Source organism: Azospirillum sp. (assembly GCF_050789165.1).
Genome location: NZ_JBOZRT010000045.1, coordinates 1 through 26,359, shown reverse-complemented (window position 1 = coordinate 26,359; position 26,359 = coordinate 1). Strand labels below are relative to the sequence as shown.

At 70.3% G+C, this 26,359-nt stretch carries 22 protein-coding genes; 12 read left to right on the top strand and 10 right to left on the bottom strand.

The window, feature by feature from the left end; all coding sequences use genetic code 11:
• The first annotated feature begins 125 nt into the window (after window positions 1-125).
• Window positions 126-767 (top strand): zinc-ribbon domain-containing protein, encoded by a 642-nt coding sequence (locus tag ACRWK7_RS09975; protein WP_431856062.1) that lies wholly within the window; start codon window positions 126-128, stop codon window positions 765-767.
• Between the two features lie 9 nt (window positions 768-776).
• On the opposite strand, the gene ACRWK7_RS09970 is transcribed toward ACRWK7_RS09975, so the two are convergent.
• The 3 genes from ACRWK7_RS09970 to ACRWK7_RS09960 form a co-directional block, all read right to left on the bottom strand.
• Window positions 777-1,211 carry a DUF29 domain-containing protein gene (locus ACRWK7_RS09970; protein WP_431856061.1) on the bottom strand — a complete coding sequence of 145 codons (435 nt, stop codon included), beginning with the start codon at window positions 1,209-1,211 and terminating at the stop codon, window positions 777-779.
• Between the two features lie 68 nt (window positions 1,212-1,279).
• On the bottom strand, window positions 1,280-2,371 hold the full coding sequence (locus ACRWK7_RS09965; protein ID WP_431856060.1) for a pyridoxal phosphate-dependent aminotransferase: 1,092 nt from the start codon (window positions 2,369-2,371) through the stop codon (window positions 1,280-1,282).
• A gap of 146 nt (window positions 2,372-2,517) precedes the next feature.
• On the bottom strand, window positions 2,518-3,807 hold the full coding sequence (locus ACRWK7_RS09960; RefSeq protein ID WP_431856059.1) for a gamma-glutamyltransferase: 1,290 nt from the start codon (window positions 3,805-3,807) through the stop codon (window positions 2,518-2,520).
• 61 nt (window positions 3,808-3,868) lie between these two features.
• Here ACRWK7_RS09960 and ACRWK7_RS09955 point away from each other — a divergent pair, with 61 nt between their 5' ends.
• The 4 genes from ACRWK7_RS09955 to ACRWK7_RS09940 all read left to right on the top strand — a co-directional run bounded on the left by ACRWK7_RS09955 (window position 3,869) and on the right by ACRWK7_RS09940 (window position 6,860).
• The gene (locus ACRWK7_RS09955; protein WP_431856058.1) at window positions 3,869-5,233 is read left to right on the top strand and encodes a M48 family metalloprotease; all 1,365 of its coding nucleotides are present in this window, start codon (window positions 3,869-3,871) and stop codon (window positions 5,231-5,233) included.
• A gap of 9 nt (window positions 5,234-5,242) precedes the next feature.
• Window positions 5,243-5,434 (top strand): hypothetical protein, encoded by a 192-nt coding sequence (locus tag ACRWK7_RS09950; protein ID WP_431856057.1) that lies wholly within the window; start codon window positions 5,243-5,245, stop codon window positions 5,432-5,434.
• Window positions 5,435-5,511: 77 nt separating this feature from the next.
• A complete protein-coding gene (locus ACRWK7_RS09945) occupies window positions 5,512-6,255 on the top strand; it encodes a DsbA family protein (RefSeq protein WP_431856056.1) in 744 nt (247 codons plus the stop codon).
• The gene (locus tag ACRWK7_RS09940; protein WP_431856055.1) at window positions 6,252-6,860 is read left to right on the top strand and encodes an HAD family hydrolase; all 609 of its coding nucleotides are present in this window, start codon (window positions 6,252-6,254) and stop codon (window positions 6,858-6,860) included. The genes ACRWK7_RS09945 and ACRWK7_RS09940 overlap by 4 nt, the downstream gene beginning before the upstream one ends.
• Window positions 6,861-6,975: 115 nt before the next feature.
• Here ACRWK7_RS09940 and ACRWK7_RS09935 read toward each other — a convergent pair whose 3' ends face one another.
• On the bottom strand, window positions 6,976-10,080 hold the full coding sequence (locus tag ACRWK7_RS09935) for an Rne/Rng family ribonuclease (protein ID WP_431856054.1): 3,105 nt from the start codon (window positions 10,078-10,080) through the stop codon (window positions 6,976-6,978).
• A gap of 542 nt (window positions 10,081-10,622) precedes the next feature.
• Between ACRWK7_RS09935 and ACRWK7_RS09930 the strand changes: the two genes are divergently transcribed.
• Window positions 10,623-11,897 carry an N-acetylmuramoyl-L-alanine amidase gene (locus ACRWK7_RS09930; RefSeq protein ID WP_431856053.1) on the top strand — a complete coding sequence of 425 codons (1,275 nt, stop codon included), beginning with the start codon at window positions 10,623-10,625 and terminating at the stop codon, window positions 11,895-11,897.
• A 187-nt stretch (window positions 11,898-12,084) separates the two neighbouring features.
• Entirely contained in the window at window positions 12,085-14,574 is a 2,490-nt protein-coding gene (locus ACRWK7_RS09925; protein ID WP_431856052.1) for a penicillin-binding protein 1A, read from the top strand.
• A gap of 19 nt (window positions 14,575-14,593) precedes the next feature.
• Here ACRWK7_RS09925 and ACRWK7_RS09920 read toward each other — a convergent pair whose 3' ends face one another.
• Both ACRWK7_RS09920 and ACRWK7_RS09915 read right to left on the bottom strand, forming a co-directional pair.
• On the bottom strand, window positions 14,594-15,532 hold the full coding sequence (locus ACRWK7_RS09920) for a hypothetical protein (RefSeq protein WP_431856051.1): 939 nt from the start codon (window positions 15,530-15,532) through the stop codon (window positions 14,594-14,596).
• Window positions 15,533-15,545: 13 nt separating this feature from the next.
• A complete protein-coding gene (locus ACRWK7_RS09915; RefSeq protein ID WP_431856050.1) occupies window positions 15,546-16,979 on the bottom strand; it encodes an MBOAT family O-acyltransferase in 1,434 nt (477 codons plus the stop codon).
• Window positions 16,980-17,325: 346 nt separating this feature from the next.
• On the opposite strand from ACRWK7_RS09915, the gene prfB reads away from it, so the two are divergent.
• The 4 genes from prfB (at window position 17,326) to ACRWK7_RS09895 (ending at window position 20,582) form a co-directional block, all read left to right on the top strand.
• A protein-coding gene (prfB, locus tag ACRWK7_RS09910; protein WP_431856049.1) for a peptide chain release factor 2 occupies window positions 17,326-18,448 on the top strand; the annotation gives its coding sequence in 2 pieces (ribosomal slippage) (window positions 17,326-17,394 and window positions 17,396-18,448; 1,122 coding nt in all).
• 121 nt (window positions 18,449-18,569) lie between these two features.
• Window positions 18,570-18,881, top strand: a complete 312-nt coding sequence (locus tag ACRWK7_RS09905) for a peptidoglycan-binding domain-containing protein (protein WP_431856048.1) — start codon at window positions 18,570-18,572, stop codon at window positions 18,879-18,881.
• 58 nt (window positions 18,882-18,939) lie between these two features.
• Entirely contained in the window at window positions 18,940-19,704 is a 765-nt protein-coding gene (locus ACRWK7_RS09900) for a histidine phosphatase family protein (protein WP_431856047.1), read from the top strand.
• A complete protein-coding gene (locus ACRWK7_RS09895) occupies window positions 19,701-20,582 on the top strand; it encodes an NAD(P)H-hydrate dehydratase (protein WP_431856046.1) in 882 nt (293 codons plus the stop codon). Before ACRWK7_RS09900 ends, ACRWK7_RS09895 begins: the two co-directional genes overlap by 4 nt.
• 4 nt (window positions 20,583-20,586) lie before the next feature.
• Here the strand turns inward: ACRWK7_RS09895 and ACRWK7_RS09890 are convergent, their stop codons facing one another.
• Both ACRWK7_RS09890 and cysQ read right to left on the bottom strand, forming a co-directional pair.
• Window positions 20,587-21,405, bottom strand: coding sequence for a ferritin-like domain-containing protein (locus ACRWK7_RS09890; protein ID WP_431856045.1), 819 nt, complete (start codon window positions 21,403-21,405; stop codon window positions 20,587-20,589).
• Window positions 21,402-22,178: a 3'(2'),5'-bisphosphate nucleotidase CysQ gene (gene cysQ, locus ACRWK7_RS09885; RefSeq protein WP_431856044.1), complete on the bottom strand. Its 777-nt coding sequence runs from the start codon at window positions 22,176-22,178 to the stop codon at window positions 21,402-21,404. Before cysQ ends, ACRWK7_RS09890 begins: the two co-directional genes overlap by 4 nt.
• A gap of 86 nt (window positions 22,179-22,264) precedes the next feature.
• On the opposite strand from cysQ, the gene ACRWK7_RS09880 reads away from it, so the two are divergent.
• Window positions 22,265-22,774: a GNAT family N-acetyltransferase gene (locus tag ACRWK7_RS09880; RefSeq protein WP_431856042.1), complete on the top strand. Its 510-nt coding sequence runs from the start codon at window positions 22,265-22,267 to the stop codon at window positions 22,772-22,774.
• On the opposite strand, the gene ACRWK7_RS09875 is transcribed toward ACRWK7_RS09880, so the two are convergent.
• Together ACRWK7_RS09875 and ACRWK7_RS09870 are read right to left on the bottom strand one after the other, a co-directional pair.
• A complete protein-coding gene (locus ACRWK7_RS09875; protein WP_431856040.1) occupies window positions 22,763-23,923 on the bottom strand; it encodes a hypothetical protein in 1,161 nt (386 codons plus the stop codon). The two genes, ACRWK7_RS09880 and ACRWK7_RS09875, sit on opposite strands and share 12 nt — an antisense overlap.
• A 112-nt stretch (window positions 23,924-24,035) precedes the next feature.
• Window positions 24,036-26,357, bottom strand: coding sequence for a xanthine dehydrogenase family protein molybdopterin-binding subunit (locus ACRWK7_RS09870; RefSeq protein WP_431856038.1), 2,322 nt, complete (start codon window positions 26,355-26,357; stop codon window positions 24,036-24,038).
• Between the last annotated feature and the right edge of the window lie 2 nt (window positions 26,358-26,359).

Genomic DNA, 26,359 nt, shown 5'->3' with positions numbered 1-26,359 from the left:
CCCGGCGCACGATGCAACGGCCGCAAAACGGCGTCCAGCGCCGCGCCGAGGGGGCTTCCTTGCTTCATACCGCATGAGTCCATATAAGACTCCAGCAATTTCCGTGACCGCGGCGTTCCCCCGACATGCTGATCACCTGCCCCAACTGCTCCACGCGGTACACCGTCGCCGACTCGGCGGTGCCGTCGCAGGGGCGCAAGGTGCGCTGCAAGAGCTGCGGGCACGTCTGGTACCAACGCCCGGTGGTCGAGGAGCCGGAGCGCACTCTCCCCGCCGAGGACGTCGCCCCGCCCCGCCGTCCGGCGGCGAAGCCGGAAAAGCTGAAGAAGCCGCTGCGGCGCGGGGTGATCGTCGGCTGGGCGGTGTTCGCGGCGCTGCTGGCGGCGATCCTGGCCGTGGGCTATTTCGGGCGCGCCCACGTGGTGCGCCTGTGGCCGCCGGCGGCGCTGCTGTACGAGACCGTCGGCTTGGCCGTGGACTCGCCGGGGACCGGGCTGCAGCTGCAGAACGTCCGCTCCGAACAGCGTGCGGAGAACGGCGCCACGCTGCTTGTCGTCGAGGGGCAGATCCTCAACGCGTCAGACGTGGCTCGCCCGGTGCCGAAGGTTCGCGCGGTGTCGCTGGGCTTCGACCGCAAGCCTGTGCAGACCTGGACGATCGAGACCACGTCCGACCAGTTGCTGCCCGGCGAGATCGCCACCTTCCGCTCCACCCAGCGCGACCCCGGCGCGGTCGCCGAAGTGATGGTGACGTTCGAGGGCGGGTGACGGAGGCGCTCACTCCGGCCAGAAGCCTGCGTCCGTCATCTGTTGGAAGGTCCACGGGCAGTCCGACGGGAACGTGCCCTCGGCCAAGCCGGTCTCACGTTCGGCTTCGATGAGGGCCAGCCGGTAGCTTTCGTCCAGCGCCTCGGGCAGCTTCGACTTCAGGCTCGGATTGTCGGCCATATGGCTGGACAGGCGCAGGCGCTGTTCGCGAATGCTCAAGCGCCAGGAATTCCCCCGACGGCCCGGCTGGAATTGCCACTTCAGCAGGTGCAGCATCAGCACGGCCAAGCGGTTGACCAGTTCCCGCTTCTCGCTGCGGCCCATGCTCTCGATCTCCTCGGCGATGTGCTCGATGTCGGCGGCCTCCAGCTTGCCGGCACGCAGCAACGCCGCCTGCTGGTTGGCCCAGGCGTAGAAGTCGCGATCGTAGAGGCCGTCGCTCATGCTGTCCTCCGGTGGATGCCGCAGCGTAGACTACAACATGGGGAGCCGTCGGGCGTCAGTCCGGGACCCTATCGCTTCCACGCGATCAGCCGCCGCGCCGCCTCGGCCATGGTCTCCTCCGCCCCCGCAAAACTGAAGCGCATGAAGCGCCGTCCGCGCGCCGGGTCGAAGTCGATGCCGGGGGTGGCGGCGATGCCGGTCTCGGCCAGCAGGCGCTTGCAGAACGCCTCCGAATCGTCGGTCATCGCCGACACGTCGGCGTAGACGTAGAAGGCGCCGTCCGCCGGGGCGATCCTGTCGAAGCCGGCCTTCGGCAGCTCGCGCAGCAGCAGTTCGCGGTTGCGGGCATAGCGGGCGACGTGGCGGTCCAACTCCTCGGTGCAATCGAAGGCGGCGACCGCCGCCATCTGCGACAGCGTCGGGGCGGAGATGAACAGGTTCTGCGCCAGGCATTCGACCGAGCGCACCAGCGCCTCCGGCAGCACCATCCAGCCCAGCCGCCAGCCGGTCATCGAGAAGTACTTGGAGAAGCTGTTGACCACCAGCGCGTCCGGGCTGATGGCGGCGGCGGTCACCGCCTCGGTGCCGTAGGTCAGGCCGTGGTAGATCTCGTCCGACACCAGCCGCACGCCGTTGCGCGTGCACCAGTCCGCCAGTTCGGTCAGCTGGGCGCGCGACAGCATGGTGCCGGTCGGGTTGGCCGGGCTGGCGACGATCAGGCCCTTGATGGGCTTGTCCAGCGCCTCCAGCATGGCGACGGTCGGCTGGAAGCCGGTCTCCGGCCCCGCCTCGATCTCCACCGGCTCGACGCCGATGGCGGTCAGCGTGTGGCGGTAGGCGGGATAGCTGGGCGAGGCCATGGCGACGCGGTCGCCCGGATCGAACGCCGCCAGGAAGCCCAGCTGGAACGCGCCGGAGGAACCGACGGTGACGGCGATCCGGCCCTCCGGGATGTCCACGCCGTAGCGGTCGCGGTACCAGCGCGCAATGGCGGCGCGCAGGGGCGGAATGCCCAGCGCGTCGGTGTAGCCGAGCTTGTCGGAGGTCAGCGCCCGCTGCGCCGCCTCGATCACCCCCTGGGGCGCGCCGGTGGAGGGCTGGCCGACCTCGAGGTGCAGCACCTCCAGCCCGGCGCGCTCGCGCTCGAAGGCGGCGCGCATGACTTCCATCACGAAGAAGGGAGGGATCTGGCCTCGCTGGGAGATTCCGATCACGATGCTGGTCCGTCGGCTGTGGGAACGCACAAACAATAGGCGGCGGCTGGCCAGCGGGCAATCCGGCCGGCCATGCCGCGGCGGCAGAACGGCTACTCGCGGGGCAGCAGCATGTCGTAGGCGATGCCGCGGGCGCGCGGGTCGGCCGCGGTCTGGCAGTCCTTCAGCCCGTTCTCCAGCGACACCTGGCAGGTGACGAGGTCCACGCGGCCCGGTGCATCGCCGCGCGCCGCGAGGATCTCGCCCGCCGGCCGGTCGTCGAGCACCGCGGGCAGAGCGCCGGCCAGCAGCGCCGCCGGTCCGGCGGCCGGGCCGTCGTTGCCGGCCGCCGTGCCGACGCCGCCGAACAGCGCGCGGCCGACGATGGTGTTGGCGACCACGCCCGGCGCGCCGAATCCGGCGCGGTCGACCCCGGTCGCCCCCAGCACGCCGGTGCCCGGTGCCACCTTGCCGGTGCCGAACAACCCGCCCATGGTGAAGGCACAGGCGACGGCGTTCTCGCGCACGTCCATGGCGACCAGCCCGGCGCCCGGTGCCACGGCACCCGTCAGCGCGCCCAGCGCCTGCGCGGCGCGGGCGGCGCGTTCGGCGGGGGGCGCGTCTTCGGCGGCGGCCCAGGCCTTGGCGATGGCGGCGCCCGAGTCCGGCTCCGGCAGGTCGGCGAGGTGCAGGTTGCGCGTGCTGTCGATTCGCACCGCAACCGTGTCCCGCCACTGCGGCGGCGTCGCGCGCAACGCCGCCGGGTCGAGGTGGAAGGCGCCGGCCAGCGCCTGCCCGGTGCTGCCGGTGGAAATGGCGTTGGGGCCGTTGCGGCGGACCTGTGACAGCACGGCGGCCAGCTCCGGCTGGCGCAGCCGCGCGCCTTCGGCGAGCGGGCGGCCGTCGCGCAGGAAGAGGCGGCGCGCCTCAACGTCGGTCAGGCGCGCGGACGCCGCCTGGATATCCTGGGCGAGCGCGCGGGTGACGCCGGGGCTCTCCAGCGCCAGCGTCTCCGCCGGCACGACCGCCTGCTCCCAGCGCAGCGTTCCGCCGCCGGTGGCCTGCAACGCGTACAGCGCGCGTAGCAGGCTGGGCGCGGCGGTGCCGCCGGGGGCGGCGCGCGGCAGGAAGTCCAGCGTGCGCACGCGCTTGGCCGCAGCGTCGAACACCACGCACACGCCGCCGCCCGCCACGCCGACGCGCGAGGGCAGGGTGGCGGTCATGGCCAGCGCCATGCCGGTGGCGGCGTCGGCGGCCGAACCACCCTGGAGCAGCAGGTCGCGCCCGACGGCGGCGGCGAGCGGCTCGTCGGCCACCGCGAAGGCCTGTCCGGGGGCGTTCGACTTGAACTTGGTGTTGACGCAGCCGGGCAGAAGCGCAGCTACTATCGCAAACGCGCCCAAACCTCGCCAAATTCGGCGCGTAGAGGCAATGTTGCAGGTCGGTCCACCGGAGGTCGGAAAGGTGCGTGAGCCCAGAAGGCTGGTGTCGGTCGTCGCCATCGTGTCCATGCTGGCCGTGTCGTGGACGGTGCCCGCGGGCGCCCAGCGCCAGCCGGAGCTTCAACTGCTCAGCGACGCCGAGACGGAACATACCATCCGCGAGATGGCGCGGCCAATCTTCAACGCGGCCGGAATCGACCCGCAGGCGGTCAACATCGTGCTGGTCAACGACCGCACGCTGAACGCCTTCGTGGCCGGCGGACAGAACATCTTCCTGCACACCGGGCTGCTGCTGCAGACCGACGCGAACCAGTTGGTCGGCGTCATCGCGCACGAGACCGGCCACATCGCCGGCGGCCACCTGATCCGCGGGGCGGAGGCGATGGAGAGCGCCTTCCTGTCCTCGCTGATCGGCATGGGCATCGGCGTCATCGGCGGGCTGGCGGCGAAGAACGCCGGGGCCGGCATGGCCGGCATCATGCTGGGCCAGACCATGGCGCAGAACCAGTACATGTCGTTCTCGCGCGCCCAGGAATCCTCGGCCGACCAAGCCGGGCTGAGCTACATGGAACAGGCGCACCTGTCCTCCAAGGGGCTGCTGACCTTCCTGGAGAAGCTGAACGCCGAAGACCCGGTGCTGAACGACCGCGACGCCAGCTACGCCCGCACCCACCCGATGACCCGCGAGCGCATGGACAGCGTGCGCCAGATGGTGCAGCGCTCGCGCTGGAACGACGGGACCGTGCCGGCCGCCCAGCAGGAGCATTACGCCCGCATCCAGGCCAAGCTGTACGCCTACCTGGACCCGCTGGGTGCTCTGCGCCGCTACCGCGCCGAGGACGGCAGCGTGGTCGCGCGCTACGGCCGCGCCTACGCCTATTTCCGGCGTGGAGAGGTCAAACAGGCGCTGCCGCTGGCCGACGGACTGATCCAGCAGGAGCCGCAGAACGCCTATTTCCACGAGATGAAAGGCGATCTGCTGCTGCAGAACGGCCGGGCGGTGGAGGCGGTGGGGCCGTACCGCAAGGCGGTGTCGCTCGCACCCGACGCCAACCCGATCCGCGTCTCGCTGGCGCACGCCCTGCTGGAGCAGCACGACCCGAAGCAGGCGGACGAGGCGATCAAGAATTTGCAGGTCGCCGCCAAGTCGCAGCAAGGCCAGTCGTCGTTCCTGTGGCGGCTGATGGCACAGGCCTGGAGCATGAAGGACAACCCCGGCATGGTCGCCTATGCCTCGGCCGAGGAGGCGTTCGCCCAGGGCGACCGGCCGCGCGCCATCGCCATGGCCGAGCGCGCCGAGAAGCTGCTGCCCGCCGGCTCGCCCGGCTGGCTACGCGCCCAGGACATCCGCAGCCAAGTCGGCCCGCGCACCGCCGGCAAGAAATGACGCCAAGCCGTGAAGGATGACGAGAAGCGCCGGATGATGGTCAACCTGGCTGCCGGCGCCGTGGTGCTGGCGATCCTCGGCGTGGGCTTCTGGATCGTCGACGGGCTGGCGCGGCAGGCCAAGCTGGAGGACTGCATGATGGCGCACCGCCGCAACTGCCGCGGCTTCGAGGTGCCCGATCCCGGCCGCCGCGGCCCCTGACGGCGCGCGGGCCGCTTGCCCCGCGGCCGGTGCCGGGTCATCTTACGCTCGCAACGCTTATCAGAGGTTCCTTCTCCATGCTCCGCATCCGTCCCGCCCTGCTCGCCGCCGCCGCGGTGGCGCTGGCCGTCCTCTCCCCGGCCGCGCAGGCCCAAAGTGTCCCGGCCGAACAGCGCCAAGCCATCGAACAGGTGGTGCGGGAGTACCTTCTGAAGCACCCGGAGGTCATCGTCGAGGCCATCGAGGAGCTGCAGAAGCGCGAGCGCGCCGAGGAGGAGCGCAAGGGCAAGCAGGGCCTCGTCCAGAACAAGGACAAGCTGTTCAACGATCCGGCCTCGCCGATCGCCGGCAACCCGAAGGGCGACGTGACGCTGGTGGAGTTCTTCGACTACCAGTGCGGCTATTGCAAGTCGGTGCAGGCCGACGTGCAGAAGCTGATCAAGGACGATGGCAAGCTGAAGTTCGTCTTCAAGGAATTCCCCATCCTCGGCCCCGCGTCGGTGACGGCGTCCAAGGCGGCGCTGGCCGCCCGCGCCCAGGGCAAGTACGAGGCCTATCACAACGCGCTGATGGCCCACCGCGGCCAGCTCGACGAGGCGACGATCCTCAAGCTGGCGTCGTCGGTCGGGCTCGACACCGACCGGCTCAAGAAGGACATGGAGTCGGCCGAAGTGCAGCAGGCGCTGGGCGCCAACCTGGCGCTGGCCGAGCAGCTGGGTATCCGCGGCACGCCGGGGTTCGTCGTCGGCGACCGCATCGTGCCGGGCGCCATCAAGCTCGACGACATGAAGAAGCTGGTCGCCGAGGCCCGCAAGGGATGACGCTCCGGGCCGTCGTCTTCGACATCGGCAACGTCCTGATCGAGTGGGACCCGCGCCACCTCTACCGCCAGTTCTTCGACGACCAGGACGCGCTGATGGAGGACTTCCTGTCCACCGTCTGCACGCCCGCCTGGAACCTGGAGATGGACCGCGGCCGCCCCTGGGACGAGGGCGTGGCGGCGCTGGTCGCTGAGCACCCGGACTGCGCCGAGCTGATCCGCGCCTATCACGAGCGCTGGCACGACATGGTGCCCGGCGAGATCCCCGGCACGCCGGAGCTCCTGGAGGAGTTGAAGGCGCGCGGCGTGCCGCTCTACGCGCTCAGCAACTTCTCGCGCGAGAAGTATCTGGAGACGCGGGAGCGCTACCCGTCCTTCGATCTGTTCAACGGCCTCGTCATTTCCGGCGAGGTCGGGCTCGTCAAGCCGGATCCGGCGCTCTGGCGCCTGCTGCTGGAGCGCTACGGCCTCGACCCCGCGGCCGCGCTGTACATCGATGACCTCGCAGAGAACTGCGCGGTGGCGGAGGGGCTGGGGATGAGGACGCACCAGTTCAGCGGCGCGGCGAAGCTGCGGGCGGAACTGGAGGCCCTGGGGGTGCTGTAAGGCTGCTTCCCCTTCCCCATCCCTCCGACGCTGCGGGAGAGGGATGGGGAGGGGCAAAGCGCTCGGAAAAGAAAAAGGCGCCTCACGGCGCCTTTTTCTTTTCCTGTGTCAACCGTTACCGGTTCCACCAGCCACGCTTCGGCTTTTCCGGGGTGGAGTTGACCGTCTCCGCGGCGTGCGCGGTGGTGTTCTCCTCCACCGTCGGCGCGGCCGGAGCCGCGTCGGCCGGCAGGGCTTCCGGCACAGCCTCGGGGGCAGCGACGGCGGCGACCTCTTCCGCAACCGGCTCGCTCAGCGTGACCGCGGGTGCCTCGGCGGGCTCGGCGGCCTTCTTGCTGCGCGACGGGCGCTTCTTCGGCTTCGGGGCTTCGGCTTCCGGAGCGGCCTTGGCCACAGCTTCGGCCGCCGGTTCGGTCGTGGCCTTCTTGCTGCGCGACGGACGCTTCTTCGGCTTCGGGGCCTCGGCTTCCGGCGCGACTTCGGCCGGGGCCTCGGCTGCCGGTTCGGTCGCGGCCTTCTTGCTGCGCGAGGGACGCTTCTTCTTCGGAGCCTCGACCGCCGTGTCGGCTGCCGCTTCCGGAGCCGCAGCCTCGGGCGCCGCGGCAGCCGGGGCCTCTTCGGCGGGGGCTTCGGCCGGAGCCTCGGCGGGCGGCGGTTCGCCGGTCAGGATCCAATCGAAGTCGATCGGCTCCAGCGCCGGGGCCGGCGGCACCGGCTTCGGCGGCACCAGGGCACGCACGCGCTGCTTCGGCGCCGGGGCCGGCGTCTCGGCGGCGTCCGCGGCCGGAGCCTCGACACCACCCTCGGCGTTCTCCGTGCCCTCGGCGGTTTCGCCCGGCGCCAGCTCGCGCTGGCGCGACCGGCGGCGGCCGCCGCGCTTGCCGCGACGGCGCTTCTTGCGGCTGTCGCTATCGCCCTCGCCGCGCTCGTCGGCTTCGACGCCCTCATCGGCCTCGTCGCCTTCCACCTCGTCCTCGTCCTCGTCCTCGGCGCCCTCGGCCTCGGCGGAAAGGGCGTCGGCGTCGGTACGCTGCTCGGCGGCCTCGCGCTCACCACCTTCGCGCTCGCCACGACCGCGGCGGCGGCGGCGGCGGCGGCGGCGGCGGTCACCGTTCTCACCGGCGTCGGCCGCTTCGGCCGCTTCGGCCGGATGCTCGGCGGTCTCGGCCTCGCTCTCGACGACCTCCTCGTCCGTCTCCTCTTCCTCCGCCTCGGCGGCGAGCACGCGGTCCGTCTCGGCCATGACGCGGTCGGCGCTGACCAGCGGCGCGGTCTCGTCGCCCGGCTGCTTGGCCTTGACGCGCTCCAGGCGCAGATCGGGGGCGATCAGCGTGTCGTCCGCCTGTACCAGCACGCGGAAGCCGTACTTAATCTCGATCCGGGCGAGATCCGCACGCTTCTGGTTCAGGATGTAGAGGCCGATGGCCGTCGGCACGGTCACCGTGATCTCGGCGGAGCGCTTGCGGATGCCCTCCTCCTCGATGTGGCGAAGCACGTGCAGCGACGCCGACTCCACCGAGCGGACCACGCCGGTGCCGGCACAGTGCACGCAACGCTCGAAGTTGGTCTCCAGCAGCGACGGGCGCAGGCGCTGGCGCGACAGCTCCAGCAGGCCGAAGGGCGAAATGCGGCCGAGCTGGATGCGTGCCCGGTCGTTCTTCATCGCCTCCTTCAGACGGCGCTCGACCGACGCGTTGTTCTTCGCATCCTCCATGTCGATGAAGTCGATCACGATGAGGCCCGCGAGGTCGCGCAGGCGCAGCTGGCGGGCCACCTCCTCGGCGGCCTCCAGGTTGGTCTTGTACGCCGTCTCCTCGATGTTGCGCTCGCGCGTCGACTTGCCCGAGTTGACGTCGATGGCGACCAGCGCCTCGGTCGGGTTGATGACGATGTAGCCGCCCGACTTCAGATGCACGACGGGATTGTGGATGGCGTCGATCTGCGGCTCCACCTGATAGCGGTGGAACAGCGGGATCTCCTCCTCCTTGTAGGGCTGCACGCGCTTGGCGTGGCTCGGCATCAGCATCCGCATGAAGTCCTTGGCGGTGCGGTAGCCGGCGTCGCCCTCGACCCAGAGTTCGTCGATGTCACTGGAATAGATGTCGCGGATCGAGCGCTTGATGAGGTTGGCTTCCTCATAGATCAGCGTCGGCGCGGTCGAGCTCAGCGTCTGCTCGCGGATGTCGTCCCACAGGCGCAGCAGGTATTCGAGGTCGCGCTTGATCTCCTGCTTCGAGCGCTCGAGACCCGCGGTGCGCAGGATGACCGCCATGCCCTCCGGGATGTCCAGGTCGGAGAGCATCTCCTTCAGGCGCTTGCGGTCGGCCGGGTTGGTGATCTTGCGGCTGATGCCGCCGCCACGTCCGGTGTTGGGCATCAGCACGCAGTAGCGGCCGGGCAGCGACAGGTAGGTGGTCAGCGCCGCACCCTTGTTGCCGCGCTCTTCCTTGGTCACCTGCACCAGCATGATCTGCCGGCGCTTGATGACCTCCTGGATCTTGTAGCTGCGCAGCGGGCGGGCGCGGCGGCGGTGGGAATCCTCCACCTCGTCGCCGCCGACCACGTCGACGCTCTCCGGTGCCGGGCCGGGCTCGTGGCTGCCGCCATTCTCGTCGGAGGCGGGCTCGCCGTTCGACTCGGGCTGGGCCTCCTGGGTGTACGTCTCACCTTCGGCGTACGCGTACGCGCCGCCGTTGTCCTCGCCGTTGCCGGCCGCCGGCTCGTCGAACTCCGTGGCAGCCTCGGCCTCGGCGATCGGGGTGGGCATCGGCGAGTCGTGCTCGATGACGTCGCCGCGGCGGAGGTCCTCCTGCAGGTCCTCCTGGATCTCGCTCTGGATCTCGGCGGTGGCCTCCGCCGCTTCGGCCATGGCGCGCCGGTTGCGGCGCCCGCCGCGCTCGCGGGATTCGGCCTCGCGCTCGTCCTCGCGGTAGCGGCGCTCCTCCTCGGCCAGCAGCGCCTCGCGGTCGGCGACCGGGATGCGGTAATAGTCCGGGTGGATTTCCGAGAAGGCGAGGAAGCCGTGGCGGTTGCCGCCGTACTCGACGAAGGCCGCTTGCAGGGACGGCTCGACGCGCGTCACCTTGGCCAGATAGATGTTGCCCTTGAGCTGTTTGCGGGTGGCGATCTCGAAATCGAGTTCTTCGAGCCGGTTCCCGTTGACCACGACGACCCGGGTCTCTTCCGGGTGCGTGGCGTCCACAAGCATACGCTTGGCCATTCATGATCCTCATGACGCAACCCGTGCACCCGCGCGACCAGACAGGCGCTCGAGTCAGCGTCATCGCTGTGTGAGAAGCGTTCGGAGCCTTACCCGACGGATCGTCGAACGGCGCTCGTGAGAGCAGCCAGGACGGGTCGAGCCCAGCATCCGGGCTCCGGCCTTGCGGCCAAAGCCTGCTTCAAGGTTTCTCCATCTTTTACCGGCCGATCCGTAAGCGTCCCGCACCGGAACGCGACCGAAAGCTAAGCACGGTCGAACTCCCTCCGGGCGCGACGCCGCCGCTTCCCAGAGGGAAACGGGCGGACCTCGGTATGTCGCACAGACACCATAGACAAGCGATCATCCGTGCACAACCGGGGAATTCGGCGGAGCGTACGGTCCGCCGATCCTCCGACCTATGCTCTGGCGAACGGCGTGCTGGCGCGAAAGCCACAGTTGCCGACAATTGAGGCGTCGTCTCACCTTGTCCGTTGAGTGCGTTGATTCGCCTAAGCTATAGGTAGGTTTGGGATGATCGGAGTAGGGTTCCCGTGGATTTCATGCGGCGAATGCTCGCGCCGGTGGTCGCGATGGGGTTTCTGCTGGGCGCCGCCCACGCGCAGACCACGGCCGCGCTGCCCGCTCCGCCGCCACGGCCGGCGGTGGTCGATGCGCGCCTGGGCGTACACCCCGACAAGACCCGTTTCGTGCTGGAACTGAGCGACGCCGTCGCCTTCAAGGTCAGCACAGCCGCCGCCCCCTACCGCGTCATCGTCGATCTGCCGGATCTGGTATGGCCCGGCGGCGACGCGCCTGCCGCCGGCCGCGGCCTCGTCCAGCGTTACCAGCGCATGGCCGGCGACTCCGGCGGGCTGCGCGTGGTGTTCGAAACCAACGGGCCGGTCCAGGTGCGCGAGGCGTACATCCTGCCGCCGAGGGACGGCCACAAGCCGCGCTTCGTGCTCGATCTGGCGCCCACCACGCCGGACGCCTTCGCCAAGTCCGTCCTGCCGGCTGCAAAGCCCGCCACTCGGCTGGAGCCGGCGTCCGCGCCGCCCTCCGCCCCACCGGCCCCGGCGCGCGTCGTGCCCGCCGCGCTGCCGGCTGCTCCGCCCGCGCCGTTGCCGCGCGGGCCGGAGAAGCCGCTGATCGTCCTCGACCCCGGTCACGGCGGGGAGGATCCGGGCGCCGTCGGAGTCGGCGGCGTCTTCGAGAAGGACATCACGCTGGCGGTGGCGCGCGAGCTGCGGCGGCAGCTGGAGGGGACCGGCCGCTACCGGGTCATGCTGACCCGCGACAAGGACGTGTTCATCCGCCTGCGCGAGCGCGTCGGCATGGCCCGTGACGTCGGCGCCGACCTGTTCCTGTCGCTGCACGCCGACAGCATCGCCACCGGCACGATCCGCGGCCTGTCGATCTATACGCTGTCCGACAAGGCCTCCGACCGCGAGGCGGAAATGCTGGCCGCCAAGGAGAACCGCGCCGACGCCATCGCCGGCCTCGACCTCTCCGGCGAGAACCACCTGGTGGCGAGCATCCTCATCGACCTGGCGCAACGCGACACCATGAATCACTCCAAGCGCTTCGCCAAGGCGGTGCTGGAGAACGTGAAGCGCGAGGTCACCCTGCTGCCCAGCAAGCCACACCGGCAGGCCGGCTTCGCCGTGCTGACCGCGCCGGACGTGCCGTCGGTGCTGGTGGAGATGGGTTACCTGTCCAGTCCCCAGGACGCCAGCCAGCTCAAGTCGCCGCGGCACCGCGAACGCCTCGCCCGCGGTGTGACGCGCGCGGTGGACTCCTATTTCAAGTGGCTGGGCGGGCCGCAGAAACTCTAGCGCCGCCGTCTTCCCCCTCCCCGAACGCATAGCCGCTACCTCTTCGTGGTAGGCGCCTTGCGGGTGTCACATTTTCCTGCCAATCGAACGTAGGAGTCGGCGCGACCCTCCTCCGGGTGTAGGATGCGCGGCTCATCCCGGCGCCCCGCGCGACCGGGCTTCTGGTGCGTTGGATCGGGTTCGGGACATGCGTCTGCTGCTGCGGCTTCTGATGGGTCTGTTGATGCTGGCGATCGCCGGGGCGGGCGCCCTGGTGTGGCTCATCGACCACTACAACCACGACCTGCCGGACTACACAAAGCTGGCCAACTACCAGCCGCCGGTGACCACCCGCGTCTACGCCGCCGACGGCCGGCTGCTGGCGGAGTTCGCCGCGGAGAAGCGGGTCTTCGTGCCCATCGACGCGATTCCGAAGCGCGTCAGCAGCGCCTTCCTGTCCGCGGAGGACAAGAGCTTCTACCAGCACAAGGGCATCGACCCGCTGGGCATCGTGCGCGCGGTGCTGACCAACGTGGAGAACTTCGGCTCCGACCGCCGGCCGGTCGGCGCCTCGACCATCACGCAGCAGGTCGCCAAGAACATGCTGCTCTCCGGCGAGGTGTCGTTCAACCGCAAGATCAAGGAAGCCATCCTCGCCATCCGCATCGAGCGCGCGTTCACCAAGGACCGCATCCTCGAACTGTACCTGAACGAGATCTTCCTGGGCTTCCGCTCCTACGGTGTCGCCGCCGCCGCGCTCAACTACTTCAACAAGGGGCTGGACGAGCTGTCCGTCGCCGAGGCCGCCTATCTGGCCGCCCTGCCCAAGGCGCCCAGCAACTACCACCCCGAGCGGCAGAAGGACGCCGCCGTCGCCCGGCGCAACTGGGTGATCGGCCGCATGGCCGAGGACGGCCACATCACGCCCGAGGAGGCGCGCGCCGCCCAGGCCGAGCCGTTGGCCATCCGCAAGCGCGACGAGACCGAGTACGTCACCGCCGAGTACTTCGCCGAGGAGGTCCGCCGCGAGCTGATCAAGCTGTACGGCGAGCGCGCGCTCTACGAGGGTGGGCTGACCGTGCGCGCCTCCATGGATCCCAAGCTGCAGGACACGGCGTCCCGCGCGCTGCGCCAAGGGCTGATCGACTACGACCGCCGGCATGGTTGGCGCGGGCCGATCACCCGCATGGAGAATTTCGACGGCTGGGCCAAGAAGCTGGCGTCCATCCCGATGCCGCCGGGCGGAGAGGCGTGGCGCCTGGCCGTGGTGCTGAAGGACGACGACGCCACCGGCACCGAGGTCGGGCTGGGCGACGGCTCGCGCGGGCGCATCCCGCTGACCGAGCTGAAGTGGGCGCGCGCTTGGAAGGAGGGCGAGACCCTCGGCCCCGAGGTCCGCAAGCCGGTCGATGTGCTGAAGCTTGGCGACGTGGTGCTGGTCGAGCCGGTGGCCAAGGACGAGCGCGGCAAGGACCTGCCGCCGGCCAGCTTCGCCCTGCGCCAGATTCCGGCGGTGCAGGGCGGCTTCGCGGCGCTCGACCCGCACACCGGGCGCGTGCTCGCCATGGTCGGCGGCTTCTCGCCGCACATGAGCGCGTTCAACCGCGCCACCCAGGCGATGCGGCAGCCGGGCTCGTCGTTCAAGCCATTCGTCTACCTGACGGCGCTCGACAACGGCCTCACCCCGGCCTCTCTGGTGATGGACGCGCCGTTCGAGTACGACCCCGGCGGCGGCCAGCCGATCTGGCGGCCGGAGAACTACAGCCACCAGTTCTACGGCCCGACCCCGTTGCGCGCCGGCATCGAGAAGTCGCGCAACGTCATGACCGTGCGCCTCGCCAAGCACATCGGAATGGACAAGGTGAAGGCCACCGCCGAGAAATTCGGCATCGTCGACAACCTGCAGCCCTTCCTGCCGATGTCGCTGGGCGCCGGCGAGACGACCGTGCTGCGCATGGCGACGGCGTACGGGATGCTGGTCAACGGCGGGCGCAAGATCGTGCCGACCTTCATCGACCGCATCCAGGACCGCACCGGCAAGACCATCTTCCGGCACGACAACCGGTCCTGCCAGGGTTGCCAGGACGTCGCTTGGGCGCCCAACCTGCCGGTGCCCGCGGTGCCCGATACCCGCGAGCGCATCGCCGACCCGCGCACCGTCTATCAGATGGTGTCGATGCTTGAGGGCGTGGTGCAGCGCGGCACGGCGGCCAAGCTGCTGTCGCTCGGCAAGCCGGTGGCCGGCAAGACCGGCACCACCAACGACAGCAACGACGCGTGGTTCATGGGCTTCTCCTCCGACCTCGCGGTCGGCACCTACATCGGCTTCGACCAGCCGCGCTCGCTGGGCGGCAAGGAGACCGGCGGTTCGGCCGCGGTGCCGGTGTTCAAGGACTTCATGGAGGTGGCGCTGAAGGACCGCCCGGCCACGCCGTTCCGCGTGCCGCCCGGTGTGCGCCTCGTGCGCGTCAACCCGGAGACCGGCCAGCTCGCCCAGCCCGGCGAGCGCAAGGCGATCTGGGAGGCCTTCCTGCCCGGGACCGAACCCAACCCCGACGTCCCGCCGCCGGTGCTCGACGGCTCGGCGCAGTCGATCGGCATGGGCGGGGCGCCGGGTGGCTACGGCGGCAGCCTGCCCGCCGGCGCCCCCGCCGCACCGCCGCCGGCGGCGACGCTGGGGACGGGCGGGTTGTACTAGGCCCGCTCATCAGGCTCGTTCACCGGGCGGTGGCGTTGGGCGATTCCAGGTGCGCGATGGCGTCGACCGGGCAGGTGCCGAGCTGGCGCAGCTCCGGCTCCAACGCGGCGAACAGCGCGCGCACCCCGGCGTCGTTCATATGCAGGGGGTCGGCGAAGTGCTCGTCGCTGGTCAGCGCGCGGCGCGCGTCGATGAAAGCGACATCCGCCGGCAGGCGCCGCTTCACCTCGGCGAAGAACGCGTCGAAGTTGCCGACCTTGGCGGCGTAGGCGGGCATATAGGGCGTTGCCACCACCGCCACCCGCGTGCCGCGGTCGCGCGCCGTCCGGATGATGGTGTCCAGCGCCTTCCAATTGGCCGGCAGGTCGGGCATGGTCTCCTCCGGCAGGCGGGCGACGTGGGCGCGCTGCTTCGGGCCGATGGCGCCGTCCAGCGTGCGGTCCTCCGGCGCCGGCCGAACGCGGCCGACCAGCATGCGCAGCGTCTGGTTGTTGTTGAACGCCAGCAGGTTGAACAGGCGCTGGGAGGTCCACAGGTCGCTGTGCGTGTGGCGCAGGAAGTCGTCCACCCGCGGCGAGTAGTGGGCCAGCAGCGGTACGTCGGCGAGGTCGGTCGGCGGGTCGACGAGGCTGGTCGGTTCGACGATCAGCAGACGGGGCGGCGCGTGCCGCTCCAGGTAGTCCTGCCAGAGCAGGGCGTTCACCGTGGTCGGCGCGCCGCCCATGCCGATGTTCAGCGGCTCGCCGCAGGTCATCGGGCGCAGGATCGACGGCGGGAAGTGGTTGTCGGCGCGGCTGTTGCCGACCACCACGACGTCGGCCGCCGTCTCCGGCCGGTAGATCGCCATGAAGCGGTCGTTGGAGGCAAGCAGGGTGGCCCCGATCTGGGGAGCCAGCACGCGGTCCATGGCGAACACCGTCGCCGCCATCAGACCGAGGGACGCGATAAGGCGCAGCATCGGTTGGGCTCCCTCAGAACTGGAAGTAGATGAAGGCGCGGTTGTCGAAGTTGCCGAGCAGCAGCAGAAGCACGATCAGCGACGAGCAGGCGACGGTGCGCGCCACCACGCTGGTGCGTACCCAGCCGCGCGCCGCCCCGGCCTCGATGGCGGCGTCCACGGTGAACACCACCAGCCCGATCACCGCGACGCGCAGCAGCGTGCTGACCTGCTGCATGCCGTGCGGCAGGCTGAAGTCGCCCTGCGCGATGATCGACAGGATGGTGCCGACCGTGTGCAGGCCGTCGGCGCGGAACGGCAGCCAGGTCAGCGTCACCAGCAGGAAAACGAGCGGGATCAGCGCCAGCCGCCCGATCGTCTGCACCGGCGCCGGCAGGCGGATGCCGGAGCGGCGGCCGAGCCAGCGCAGCGCGTCCTCCGCCAGCATCAGGCCGGCGTGCAGCGCGCCCCACAGGACGAAGGTCCAGGCGGCGCCGTGCCATAGTCCGGAGACCACCATGGTGATGGTGACGTTGCGCAGGCGCAGCCACTGCGTCCGGTTGCCGCCCATCGGCACGTAGACGTAGTCGCGGAACCACGTGGACAGCGAGATGTGCCAGCGCCGCCAGAAGTCGCGCATGCCGCGGGCGAAGTACGGCCGGGCGAAGTTCGGGCACAGCGAGTAGCCGAAGATCTCCGCCAGCCCGATGGCGATCAGCGAATAGCCGGCGAAGTCGCCGTAGATCTGCAGGCTGAAGCAGACCAGCCCGATGACGTGGTGCAGGGAGTTGTAGAGCTCCGGATGGGCGAAGCGGGCGTCGACCACGGCCGCCGCGTTGTCGGCCAGCCCGAGTTTGAGGAAATAGCCCCAGACCACCTTCTCCAGCCCGGCGAACTGCATGGCGAAGCTGGGCTCCGGCCGGCCCTCGCTGATCTGCGGCAGCAGGTCGCGCGCCCGCACGATGGGGCCGGCGACCAGCTGCGGGAAGAAGGCCACGAAGGTCGCGTACTTGACGAAGGAGCGCTCGGCTTTCAAATCGCCGGCGTAGACGTCGATGGTGTAGCTGAGGTTCTGGAAGGTGTAGAAGGAGATGCCGACCGGCAGGATCACCTCCAGCGCCGTGCGCCCGACCTCGAACCCCAGATCGGACAGCGCGACCTGCGCGCTGTCGACGAAGAAGTTGAAGTACTTGAAGAAGAACAGGATGGCCAGGTTGCTGCCGATGCTGATCAGCAGGTAGGTCTTGGCCTGTGTGCGGTTCGGCGCGTCGGCCACCTTCAGGCCGCACCAGAAGTCGATGGCGGTGGTCAGCGCCAGAAGGCTGCAGAAGCGATAGTCCCAATAGCCGTAAAACACGTAGCTGGCGACCAGCAGGAACGGCGTGAACAGCCGGGTGCGGCCCAGCGCCAGGAACAGCGCGGTGAACGCGGTTATGAAGAGCACGAATTGCAGGCTGGCGAAATTCATCGCAGCACCATGGGATCGGAGATTGAAAGACGGTTCGAAATTAGCGCGTGAATCGGCGGTGTTCCCGGCGGCATCCGGAGCCCCCGGCCCCGAATAGGGCGTAATCAGTTGGCCGGCTGCAGCGGAACGTGGCAGTCGAAAAGCGGCAGGCGAGGCCGATACCTCGGATGTACTGGTACCCCGAGGAGTCGTTTCGGCGCCGGACGGGGAGCGGTGCGTTTAAGACTTCGAGAGAGTGGGGTCCCTCGGGCGGGGGAGAATTTGGGGGTGCAAAGCCGGACGCGAGGCGCTACATAAACCGCCGACCGACACCCTTCCAACCCCTGGCTGACGAGGAGGTACTGCGATGCGGGCCGAGATCGAAGCGGCCGCCGGCGAGATTCGCGAATCGCTGGCGCTGCTGAGGAGGCATCTTTGACTGGGACAACGCACTGCGGCGTCTCGACGAAGTGAACGCCCTCTCCGAGGATCCCAAGCTGTGGGACAACCCGGAGAAGGCGCAGACGATCATGCGCGAGCGCACCCAGCTGGAGACCGCGGTCAACGGCTATCGGGCGCTGGAGCGCGACCTCAGCGACAGCCTGGACCTCATCGAGATGGGCGAGGCGGAGGGTGACGAGACCGTCGTCGCCGACGCCGAGAAGTCCTTGTACGGCCTGCGCGACCGCGCCGCCAAGCTGCAGCTGGAAAGCCTGCTGTCGGGCGAGGCCGACGCCAACGACTGCTTCATCGAGGTGAACGCCGGCGCCGGCGGCACCGAGGCGCAGGACTGGGCGCTGATGCTCATGCGCATGTACACGCGCTGGGCCGAGCAGCACGGCTACAAGGCCGAATGGCTGGAAGAGAGCCCGGGCGAAGAGGCTGGCATCAAGTCCGCCACCGTCCAGGTCACGGGCCACAACGCCTATGGCTGGCTGAAGACCGAGGCCGGCGTGCACCGTCTGGTGCGCATCAGCCCGTTCGACAGCCAGGCGCGCCGCCAGACCAGCTTCGCCGCCGTGTCCATCAGCCCGGTGATCGACGACAAGATCCAGATCGAGATCAACGAGAAGGACTGCCGCATCGACACCTTCCGGGCCTCGGGCGCCGGCGGCCAGCACGTCAACAAGACGGACTCGGCGGTGCGCATCACGCACCTGCCCACCGGCATCGTGGTGGCCTGCCAGCAGGAGCGCTCGCAGCACAAGAACCGCTCCAAGGCGTGGGACATGCTGCGCGCCCGCCTGTACGAGCGCGAGCTGAAGATCCGCGAGGACGCCGCCGCGGCGCTGGAGGCCACCAAGTCCGACATCGGCTGGGGCCACCAGATCCGCTCCTACGTCCTGCACCCCTACCAGATGGTCAAGGACCTGCGCACCAACGTCGAGACCTCGCAATCCCAGGCGGTGCTCGACGGCGACCTCGACCGCTTCCTCGAAGCCGCGCTGGCCGCCCGCATCAAGGGCCAGAGCGACGAAGAGGCGGCTTAAGCACTTTGCCCCCTCCCTGCCCCTTCCCCGCTGCGCGGGAGAGGGAAACCAACCCCCTCCACCGCGGAGCGGGGGAGGGATGGGGAGGGGGCAAAATCGCTGCATTCAAGGGGCCCCCAGCATGACCCGCATCCTGTTCGCCTCCACCCTCCTTCTCACCGCCGCAATGCCGGCGTTTGCCGCATCCAAATGCGACCCGCGCGGCATGCCGCCGGATGCCTACACCGGCTACGTCACCGATGCGCAGGAGCAGCTCAACGAGCGCGGCTTCAACGCCGGCACCGCCGACGGCAAGCCGGGCTCACGGACGCAGGCGGCCATCCGCGCCTACCAGAAGAAGGCCGGGCTGCCGGTGGACGGCTGCGTCAGCAAGGAACTGGTCGACCACCTGCACTTCGCGCAGCCGAAAGTCTACGGCGGTTCAAAACGGTGAACCTTTCCCACCCCTCCGCCGTTGACCGGATACCGACAACGGCAGGGCGGTGGTCGTCATGCAGCAGCGCTGGCCCCAGCGGCTTTGGATCGTCCGGCACGGCGAGAGCGCCGGCAACGTGGCGCGCGACGCCGCGCACGCCGCCGGCCTGACCCACATCGCCATCGCCGAGCGCGACGTCGATGTGCCGCTGAGCTCGGCCGGCGAGGAGCAGTCGCAGGCACTCGGCCGCTGGTTCGCCGCGTTGCCGCCCGACGAGCGGCCGGACGTGGTGCTGACCTCCCCCTACCGGCGCGCCCGGCGCACGGCGGAGATCGTCCAGGCCGGCGGCGGCCTGCACGTGGAGGTCGCCGACTTCGTCATCGACGAGCGGCTGCGCGAGAAGGAGTTCGGCATCCTCGACCGCCTGACCCGCTTGGGGATCGAGCGCCACCATCCCGATCAGGCGGAGTTCCGCCGTATCCTCGGCAAGTTCTACCACCGGCCGCCGGCGGGCGAGAGCTGGTGCGACGTCATCCTGCGCCTGCGCAGCGCCATGGACACCATCAGCCTGCACTGGGGCGGCCGGCGGGTGCTGATCGTCAGCCACCAGGTGGTGGTGCTGTGCATGCGCTACCTGCTGGAGAACCTGACCGAGGAGGAGATCCTCGGCATCGACCGCGGGGGCGACGTGGCGAACTGCGCGGTGACCGAGTACGGCTTCGACCCCACCACCTCCTCGACCGGCCGCATGGACCTGCGGCGCTACAACTTCGTGGCGCCGCTGGAGCGCGCGGGCGCGCCGGTGACCTCCGAGCCCGACGCCAACGTGGCGGCACGATGACGCGGATCACTCCCCACCTGCTGCGCACCCTGCCGCTGCCCCAGCCCGGCGCGGACGGCGACAAGGAGGACCGCGGCCGTGTGCTGGTCATCGGCGGCAGCACCGAGGTGCCGGGCGGCGCGCTTCTGGCCGGCACCGCGGCGCTGCGGGCCGGAGCCGGAAAGCTGCAGATCGCCACGGTGCGCAGTGTCGCGCCGCATCTCGGGCTGGCGGTGCCCGAGGCGCGGGTGTTCGGCCTGCCCGAGACGCCGGCCGGCGGCATCGACCCTGCGGCGGCGGAGCAGCTCATCGAAACGGCGGTGCTGTGCGACGCTGTGCTGCTCGGGCCCGGCATGCTGGATCGCGAGGCGGCGGCGGCGCTGACCGTGGCGCTGGTCAAGGGGCTGGGCTCCGATCCGGTGCTGGTGATCGACGCCGGCTCCCTGCCGTGCCTGGGCGACGTGAAGGACGCGCTGCGCCGCCGTGCCGGCCGCACCATCCTGACGCCGCACGCCGGCGAGATGGCCTCGCTGTGCGGCGTTGGCCGGGAGGCGGTGGAGGTCGACCAGCCCGGCACGGCGCGGCGGGTGGCTGCCGACTTTCAGGCGGTGGTGGCCCTGAAGGGCCCATGCACCTGCATCGTGGCGCCGGACGGCCGCTCCTGGATCTACGAGGACGGCAACGTCGGCTTGGCGACCTCGGGCTCGGGCGACACGCTGGCCGGCGTGGTGGCCGGCCTTGCGGCGCGCGGCGTGGAGCCGGCGCGGGCGGCGATCTGGGGCGTGCACCTGCACGGCGAGGCCGGAAACCGGCTGGCCCGCTCGCGCGGGCCGCTGGGCTTCCTGGCGCGGGAACTGCTGGCGGAGATCCCGGCGCTGATGGCTGAGCTGGGACGTTAGCGCCTCACCCCTCCGCCAGCGGCTCGTAGAACTCCGGACCAAAGTCCGCCAGCCTGCGGCCGTCCACGTTGAACGGCCGCTTCAGCGAGCCCTTGAAGTGCTTGCGCACCAAGTCCTGCCACGCCTCCACCGGGTCTTTTCCGGCCTGAGCGCACAGGTGCCCGAACCAACGGCGGCCGGCGGCGACGTGGGTGATCTCCTCCTCGAAGATCAGCTGCAGGATGTCGGCGCTCTCGGTGTCGCCGACCTCGCGCAGGCGGCGGACCGTGTCGGGGGTGACGTCGAGGCCGCGGGCCTCCAGCACCATCGGCACCAGCGCCAGCCGGGTGGCGAGGTCGTGCGCCGTGGTCTGCGCCGCCTGCCATAGGCCATCGTGCGCGGGCATCGCGCCATAGCCGGAGCCGAGCGCGTTCAGCCGCGTCTCCAGCAGGTCGAAGTGCCGCGCCTCGTCGTCGGCGACCTGCACCCAGTCGTCGTAGAAGCCCTTGGGCATCGGCGTGGCGTTGAAGCGGGCGACGATGTCCCAGGCGAGGTCGATGGCGTTCAGCTCGATGTGCGCCAGCGCGTGCAGCAGCGCCAAGCGGTTCTGCGCGCTGCCGCCGCGGCCGCGCTTCGGCATGTCGCGGGGCAGGCGGAGTTCCGGCTGGTCGGGGCGGGCCGGACGGTCGGGCGGGGTGGCGGTGCCGACCTCCGCTATCCGGCCGTCGCGCCACGCCGCGGCGTGCTCGCGGGTGAGGCGCACCTTATCGGCCGGCGCGGCGGTGGTCAGCACCGCCCGCGCCGCGTCGCACAGAGTCGTCACGTCAGCCCCCGCCACCTTCATCCGCCGTAGGCGACGAAGTGCGGGTTGCGGAAGTCCGGCTTGCCGTAGCGGAGCGCGTCCTGGCTGGTGCCGGCGCAGACCCGGCCGCCGGCGGCCAGCAGCACGGCGTGGCCGGCGGCGGTGTCCCACTCGCTGGTCGGGCCGAAGCGCGGGTAGAGGTCGGCCTTGCCCGCCGCCACCGTGCAGAACTTCAGCGACGAGCCGCAGGAGACGCGGTTCTTCACCGTGTAGGCGGCGAGGAACCGGTCGGTCTCAGCCGGGTCGCCGTGCGAGCGGCTGGCGACCACCGTCAGGCCCTCGGCCGGCGGCGTGCGGACCGCGATCGGGTAGTCGTGCCGGCCTTCGATCCAGTGCACGGCGGTGCCCGGGCCGGCGCCGGCGTAGAGAGCGCCGGTCGCCGGGGCGTAGACGACGCCGAGCACCGGCAGTCCCTGCTCGATCAGCGCGATGTTGACGGTGAACTCGCCGTTGCGGTTCAGGAATTCCTTGGTGCCGTCCAGCGGATCGACCAGCCAGAAGCGGCCGCCGGAGATGTCGGGGATGCGGCCGGCCGCCACCTCCTCCTCCGCCACCACCGGCACGCCGGGGGTGAGGTGGTGGAGCGCCGGCAGGATCACCGCCTCGGCCGCGTGGTCGGCCTGGGTGACCGGGCTGCCGTCCGCCTTGGTGGCGACATCGTACCGGTCGTTGTAGAAGCGCAGGATGACCTGACCGGCTTCGTGGGCGATGGTGCGGACCGTCGGCAGCAGCTTCGCCACGGCGGGGTCGGTCATGGTGTCCTCCAGGGTTCTCGTCATAAAACCATAACCCGCAACGGGTGTGCCAGGAAGCCCTTGCTAGGGCGCGGAAGGAGTAAGGAATGGGCGGAACATGGCGCGCGATGCGCGAGGCCGACCTCGACACGGTGCTGGAGGTCGCCGCCGCCGTGCATCCCGGCTATCCGGAGGAACGCGCGGTCTTCGCCGAGCGGTTGCGGCTGTACCCCGCGGGGTGCCGGATGGCGGAGCGGGACGGAGCCGTGGTGGGGTACGCCGTCCTGCATCCGGGGCGCCTGGGGGAGCCGCCGACGCTCGACTCGATGCTGGGGCGGCTGCCGGACGGGGCCGACTGCCTGTACCTGCACGACGTGGCGCTGCTGCCGACGGTGCGGGGCAGCGGCCTGGGGGCGGCGGTGCTGGAGCACGCGCGGGACTTGGCGGCGGCGGAGGGCTTTGCGTGGCTGGCGCTCACCTCGACGCCGGAGGCGCGGAGGTACTGGGACCGGCAAGGGTTCGCGGCGTCGGTCGAGCAACCGGCGGCGCTGGCGTCCTACGGCGGGGGGATGACGTATATGGTGCGAGCGGTGGGTGGCGCCGTCCTAGGATTTTGACGCCAGACGCTTGGTGAGCCTTTCGAACTCGTCGCGCATCTCGGCGTTCTCGAACGGGCGCATGTCCGGCAGCGTGATCTGCATCAGCGTCGAGAAGTCCTGATCGTTCTGCTTGATGAGCTTCGCAAGCTCGCCCGAGACTGCCGCCACCTTGTAGGTGTTGATGGCCAGTTCGCGTTCGCGGCTCAGTCGCTCGCGCCGGTCGGAGACCTGCCGCGCCTGATCCTGCAGGATCGTCTTATAGACGGAGGCGACCTTGGCCGTCAGGTCGCACCGCCGCACGTTGTTCTCCGCCTGATCGCGCAGGGCTTGATCCTTTTCCTTGGCGATGAACGCCTTCGCCTCGGCCTTGACGGCCTGGGCTTCCTGCATGATGCGGTCCAGGGTCCGCACATGCTCGCCGCCCGACCGCTGCAGGAAGCGGTCGTGCATCTCCACGGCAACGTCGATCAGCACCACGCGCGTCGCGTAGTACTTGGAGGCGAGATCGACCTTTTCGCCCTGTGCCGTCAGCGCCTCGGCCAGCCCCCTGTGGATTGCCAGAACGTTCTCGAAGAAGCCCGCCATGCGCAGGATGTCGTCACCCGTGATCGACCGCAGCAGGATGTCCAGCTGCTCCACGCTCACCACGACGCCGATGCCGTTCAGGCGGTCGACGACCGCCTGCCTCTCGGCGTTCGCCGCGTCCTGAAGCCGCATCAGATCCTGTTGCGCCCTATCCAGTTCCGCCTTCACGTCGCTGTAGGTGCGCGACAGGTGGTTGCTCACCCACCCGGTGATCCCGGTGGCGTCGGGCGGCGCCTGGGCCAGTTCGGCCTCCAGGACGCGCAGCGCCGCTTCCTTGTCGGCGATGGCCTGCTTGGCCTTCTCGATCCGTTCGCGCATCTCCAGCAGGTCGGTCGCCCCGAGCGTGTTCGCGAGCGCCGCGATGCGGTCCCTGTTGCTGCTGCCGAGCTTGCCGAAGACGTAGTCCTTGCGCTCGTCGTTCTCGCGGGAGAAGTCCTTCGGCCGATTCTGCACGATGGTGTCGATCTGCGGCGCGACGTCCTGGTAAGCCGGCCCGGCGGCCAGTGCCAGGGCGGGGACGGCGCAGGAAAGACCGGCAAGCACACAGGCAACGGCGGACGGGCGCATTCCGGTCTTGGTCATCGACGGCTCCCTGCATCGGCGTCCAAGCACTATCACCCGTTGCGGGGGCGTGCTCAAACACCCGCAACCGGCTTAATCCCACAAGCACGGCCGGCGCAGGGTGGGCAGGCGGCTACTCCGCCGCCTGCGCCTCCTGCCGCTCGCGGATCAGCCGCCACAGGTATTCGGGCGTCGCCGGCATGTCGACGTGCTCGATGCCGTAGTCCGACAGCGCGTCGACCAGCGCGTTGATCACCGCGGGCGGGGCGCCGATGGCGCCGGCCTCGCCGGCCCCCTTCATGCCCAGCGCGTTGGTGGTGCTGGGCACGCTGTTCAGTTTCACCTCCACGAAGGGCAGGTCGTAGGCGCGCGGCAGGCTGTAGTCGGTGAAGGAGGCGCTGAGCAGCTGGCCCGAGTCCGGGTCGTACACCACCCGCTCGTGCAACGCCTGCCCCAGGCCCTGGGCGACGCCGCCGTGGATCTGGCCCTTGACCAGCGCCGGGTTCACCACGGTGCCGAAATCGTCCACCACGGTGTAGCGCACCACTTCGACCCCGCCGGTCTCCGGGTCCACCTCTACCTCGCAGACGTGGCAGCCGTTGGGGAAGGTGCTGGCTGGCGGCGTCCAGCGCGCCGCTTCCGAGAAGGCCACCGCGCCCATGCCCGCCGCCATCGAAGCCACCTGCTTCAGGGAGACCGAACGGTCGGTGCCGACGATGGTGAAGGCGCCGTCCGTGAACTCCACGTCCACCGCCGCCGCCTCCAGCAGCTCGGCGGCGAGCGGCGTCGCCTTCTCGACCACCTTCCTGGCGCTCTCCGCCAGCGCGGCGCCGCCGACCGGTACCGAGCGCGAGCCGCCGGTGCCGGCGCCGAAGCTGACGCGGTCGGTGTCGCCCTGCACCACTTCGATGTCCTCGGGCGGGATGCCCAGTCGGTCGGAGAGGATCTGCTTGTAGGCGGTCTCGTGGCCCTGGCCGTTGGTCTGGGTGCCGATCATCAGGACGGCGCGGCCGTCCTTGAGGATCTCCACCGTCGCCTGCTCCGGCCCGCCGCCCGAGCACGCCTCGATGTAGGTGCTCAGCCCCAGGCCGCGCCGCTTGCCGCGGCGTTTCGCCTCCGCCTTGCGGGCGTCCAGGCCGGCGACGTCGGCCATGGCCAGCGCGTCCTCCAGGTTCTGCCGGAAGTCGCCGGTGTCGTAGGTCTGGCCCAGCGGCGTGGCGTAGGGCATGGCCTCGGGCGGGATGAAGTTGCGCCGGCGGATCTCGGCCGGGGAGAGGTTCAGGCTGCGCGCCGCGTGGTCGATGACGCGCTCCAGCATGTAGGCCGCCTCGGGGCGGCCGGCGCCGCGGTAGGCGTCCACCGGCTGGGTGTTGGTGAAGCTGCCGCGCACGTGCACGTGCAGCGCCGGCGTGCGGTAGGACCCCACCAGCATCGCCGACCCCGCGTCGGTCGGGATGAACGGCCCGTAGTTCGACAGGTAGGCGCCCAGGTTGGCGACGGTGTCCACCTTCAGGCCGAGGAAATGGCCGTCCCTGTCCAGCGCCAGCTTGATGGTGGTGACGTTGTCGCGGCCGTGGTCGTCGCTGAGGAACGCCTCGATGCGTTCCGACGCCCACTTGACCGGGCGGTTCAGCCGGCGGGCGGCGAACAGGGTGACGACGTACTCCGGGTACATGAACAGCTTCATGCCGAAGCCGCCGCCGACGTCGCCGGTGATCACGCGCAGCTGCGCCTCCGGCACCTTGAAGATGCTCTTGAGCTGGCTGCGCAGGCTGTGTACGCCCTGGCTGGAGACGTGCAGGACGAGGCGGCCCGTGCCGTCCTCCACCGCGCCGACGCAGGCGCGGCCCTCCATCGGGCTGGCGACGACGCGGTTGTTGACGAGGTCGAGCGACACCACGCGGTCGGCCTTCGCGAAGGCGGCGTCGGCCGCCGCCTCGTCGCCGGTCTCCCAGTCGAAGCAGAGGTTGCCGGGCGCCTCGTCCCAGACCTGCGGTTGGCCGGGCTCCAGCGCGCCGGCGGTGTCGGTGACGGCGGGCAGCTCGTCGTAATCGACCATCACCAGCTCGGCGGCGTCGCGGGCGGCGTCCAGGGTCTCGGCCACCACCACGGCGACCGCGTCGCCGACGTGGCGCACCCGGCCGCGGGCCAGCGCCGGGCGCTGCGGTGCCTTGTAGTGCGAGCCGTCGCGATTCTTCAGCGGCGACTGGCAGCGGATCGGCCCGACGCCGTCGGCGTCCAGGTCGTCGACGGTGAAGACCCCCAGCACGCCGGGCAGGGCGCGCGCCTCGTCGGCGTCGATGCCGCGGATCGCGGCGTGCGCGTGCGGCGAGCGGACGAACACGGCGTGGGTCTGGCCGGGCAGCGAGACGTCGTCGGTGTAGCGGCCGCCGCCGGTGAGGAGGCGCGCGTCCTCGGTCCGCGGAACCGCTTGGCCGATGCCGAACTTCTGCATGG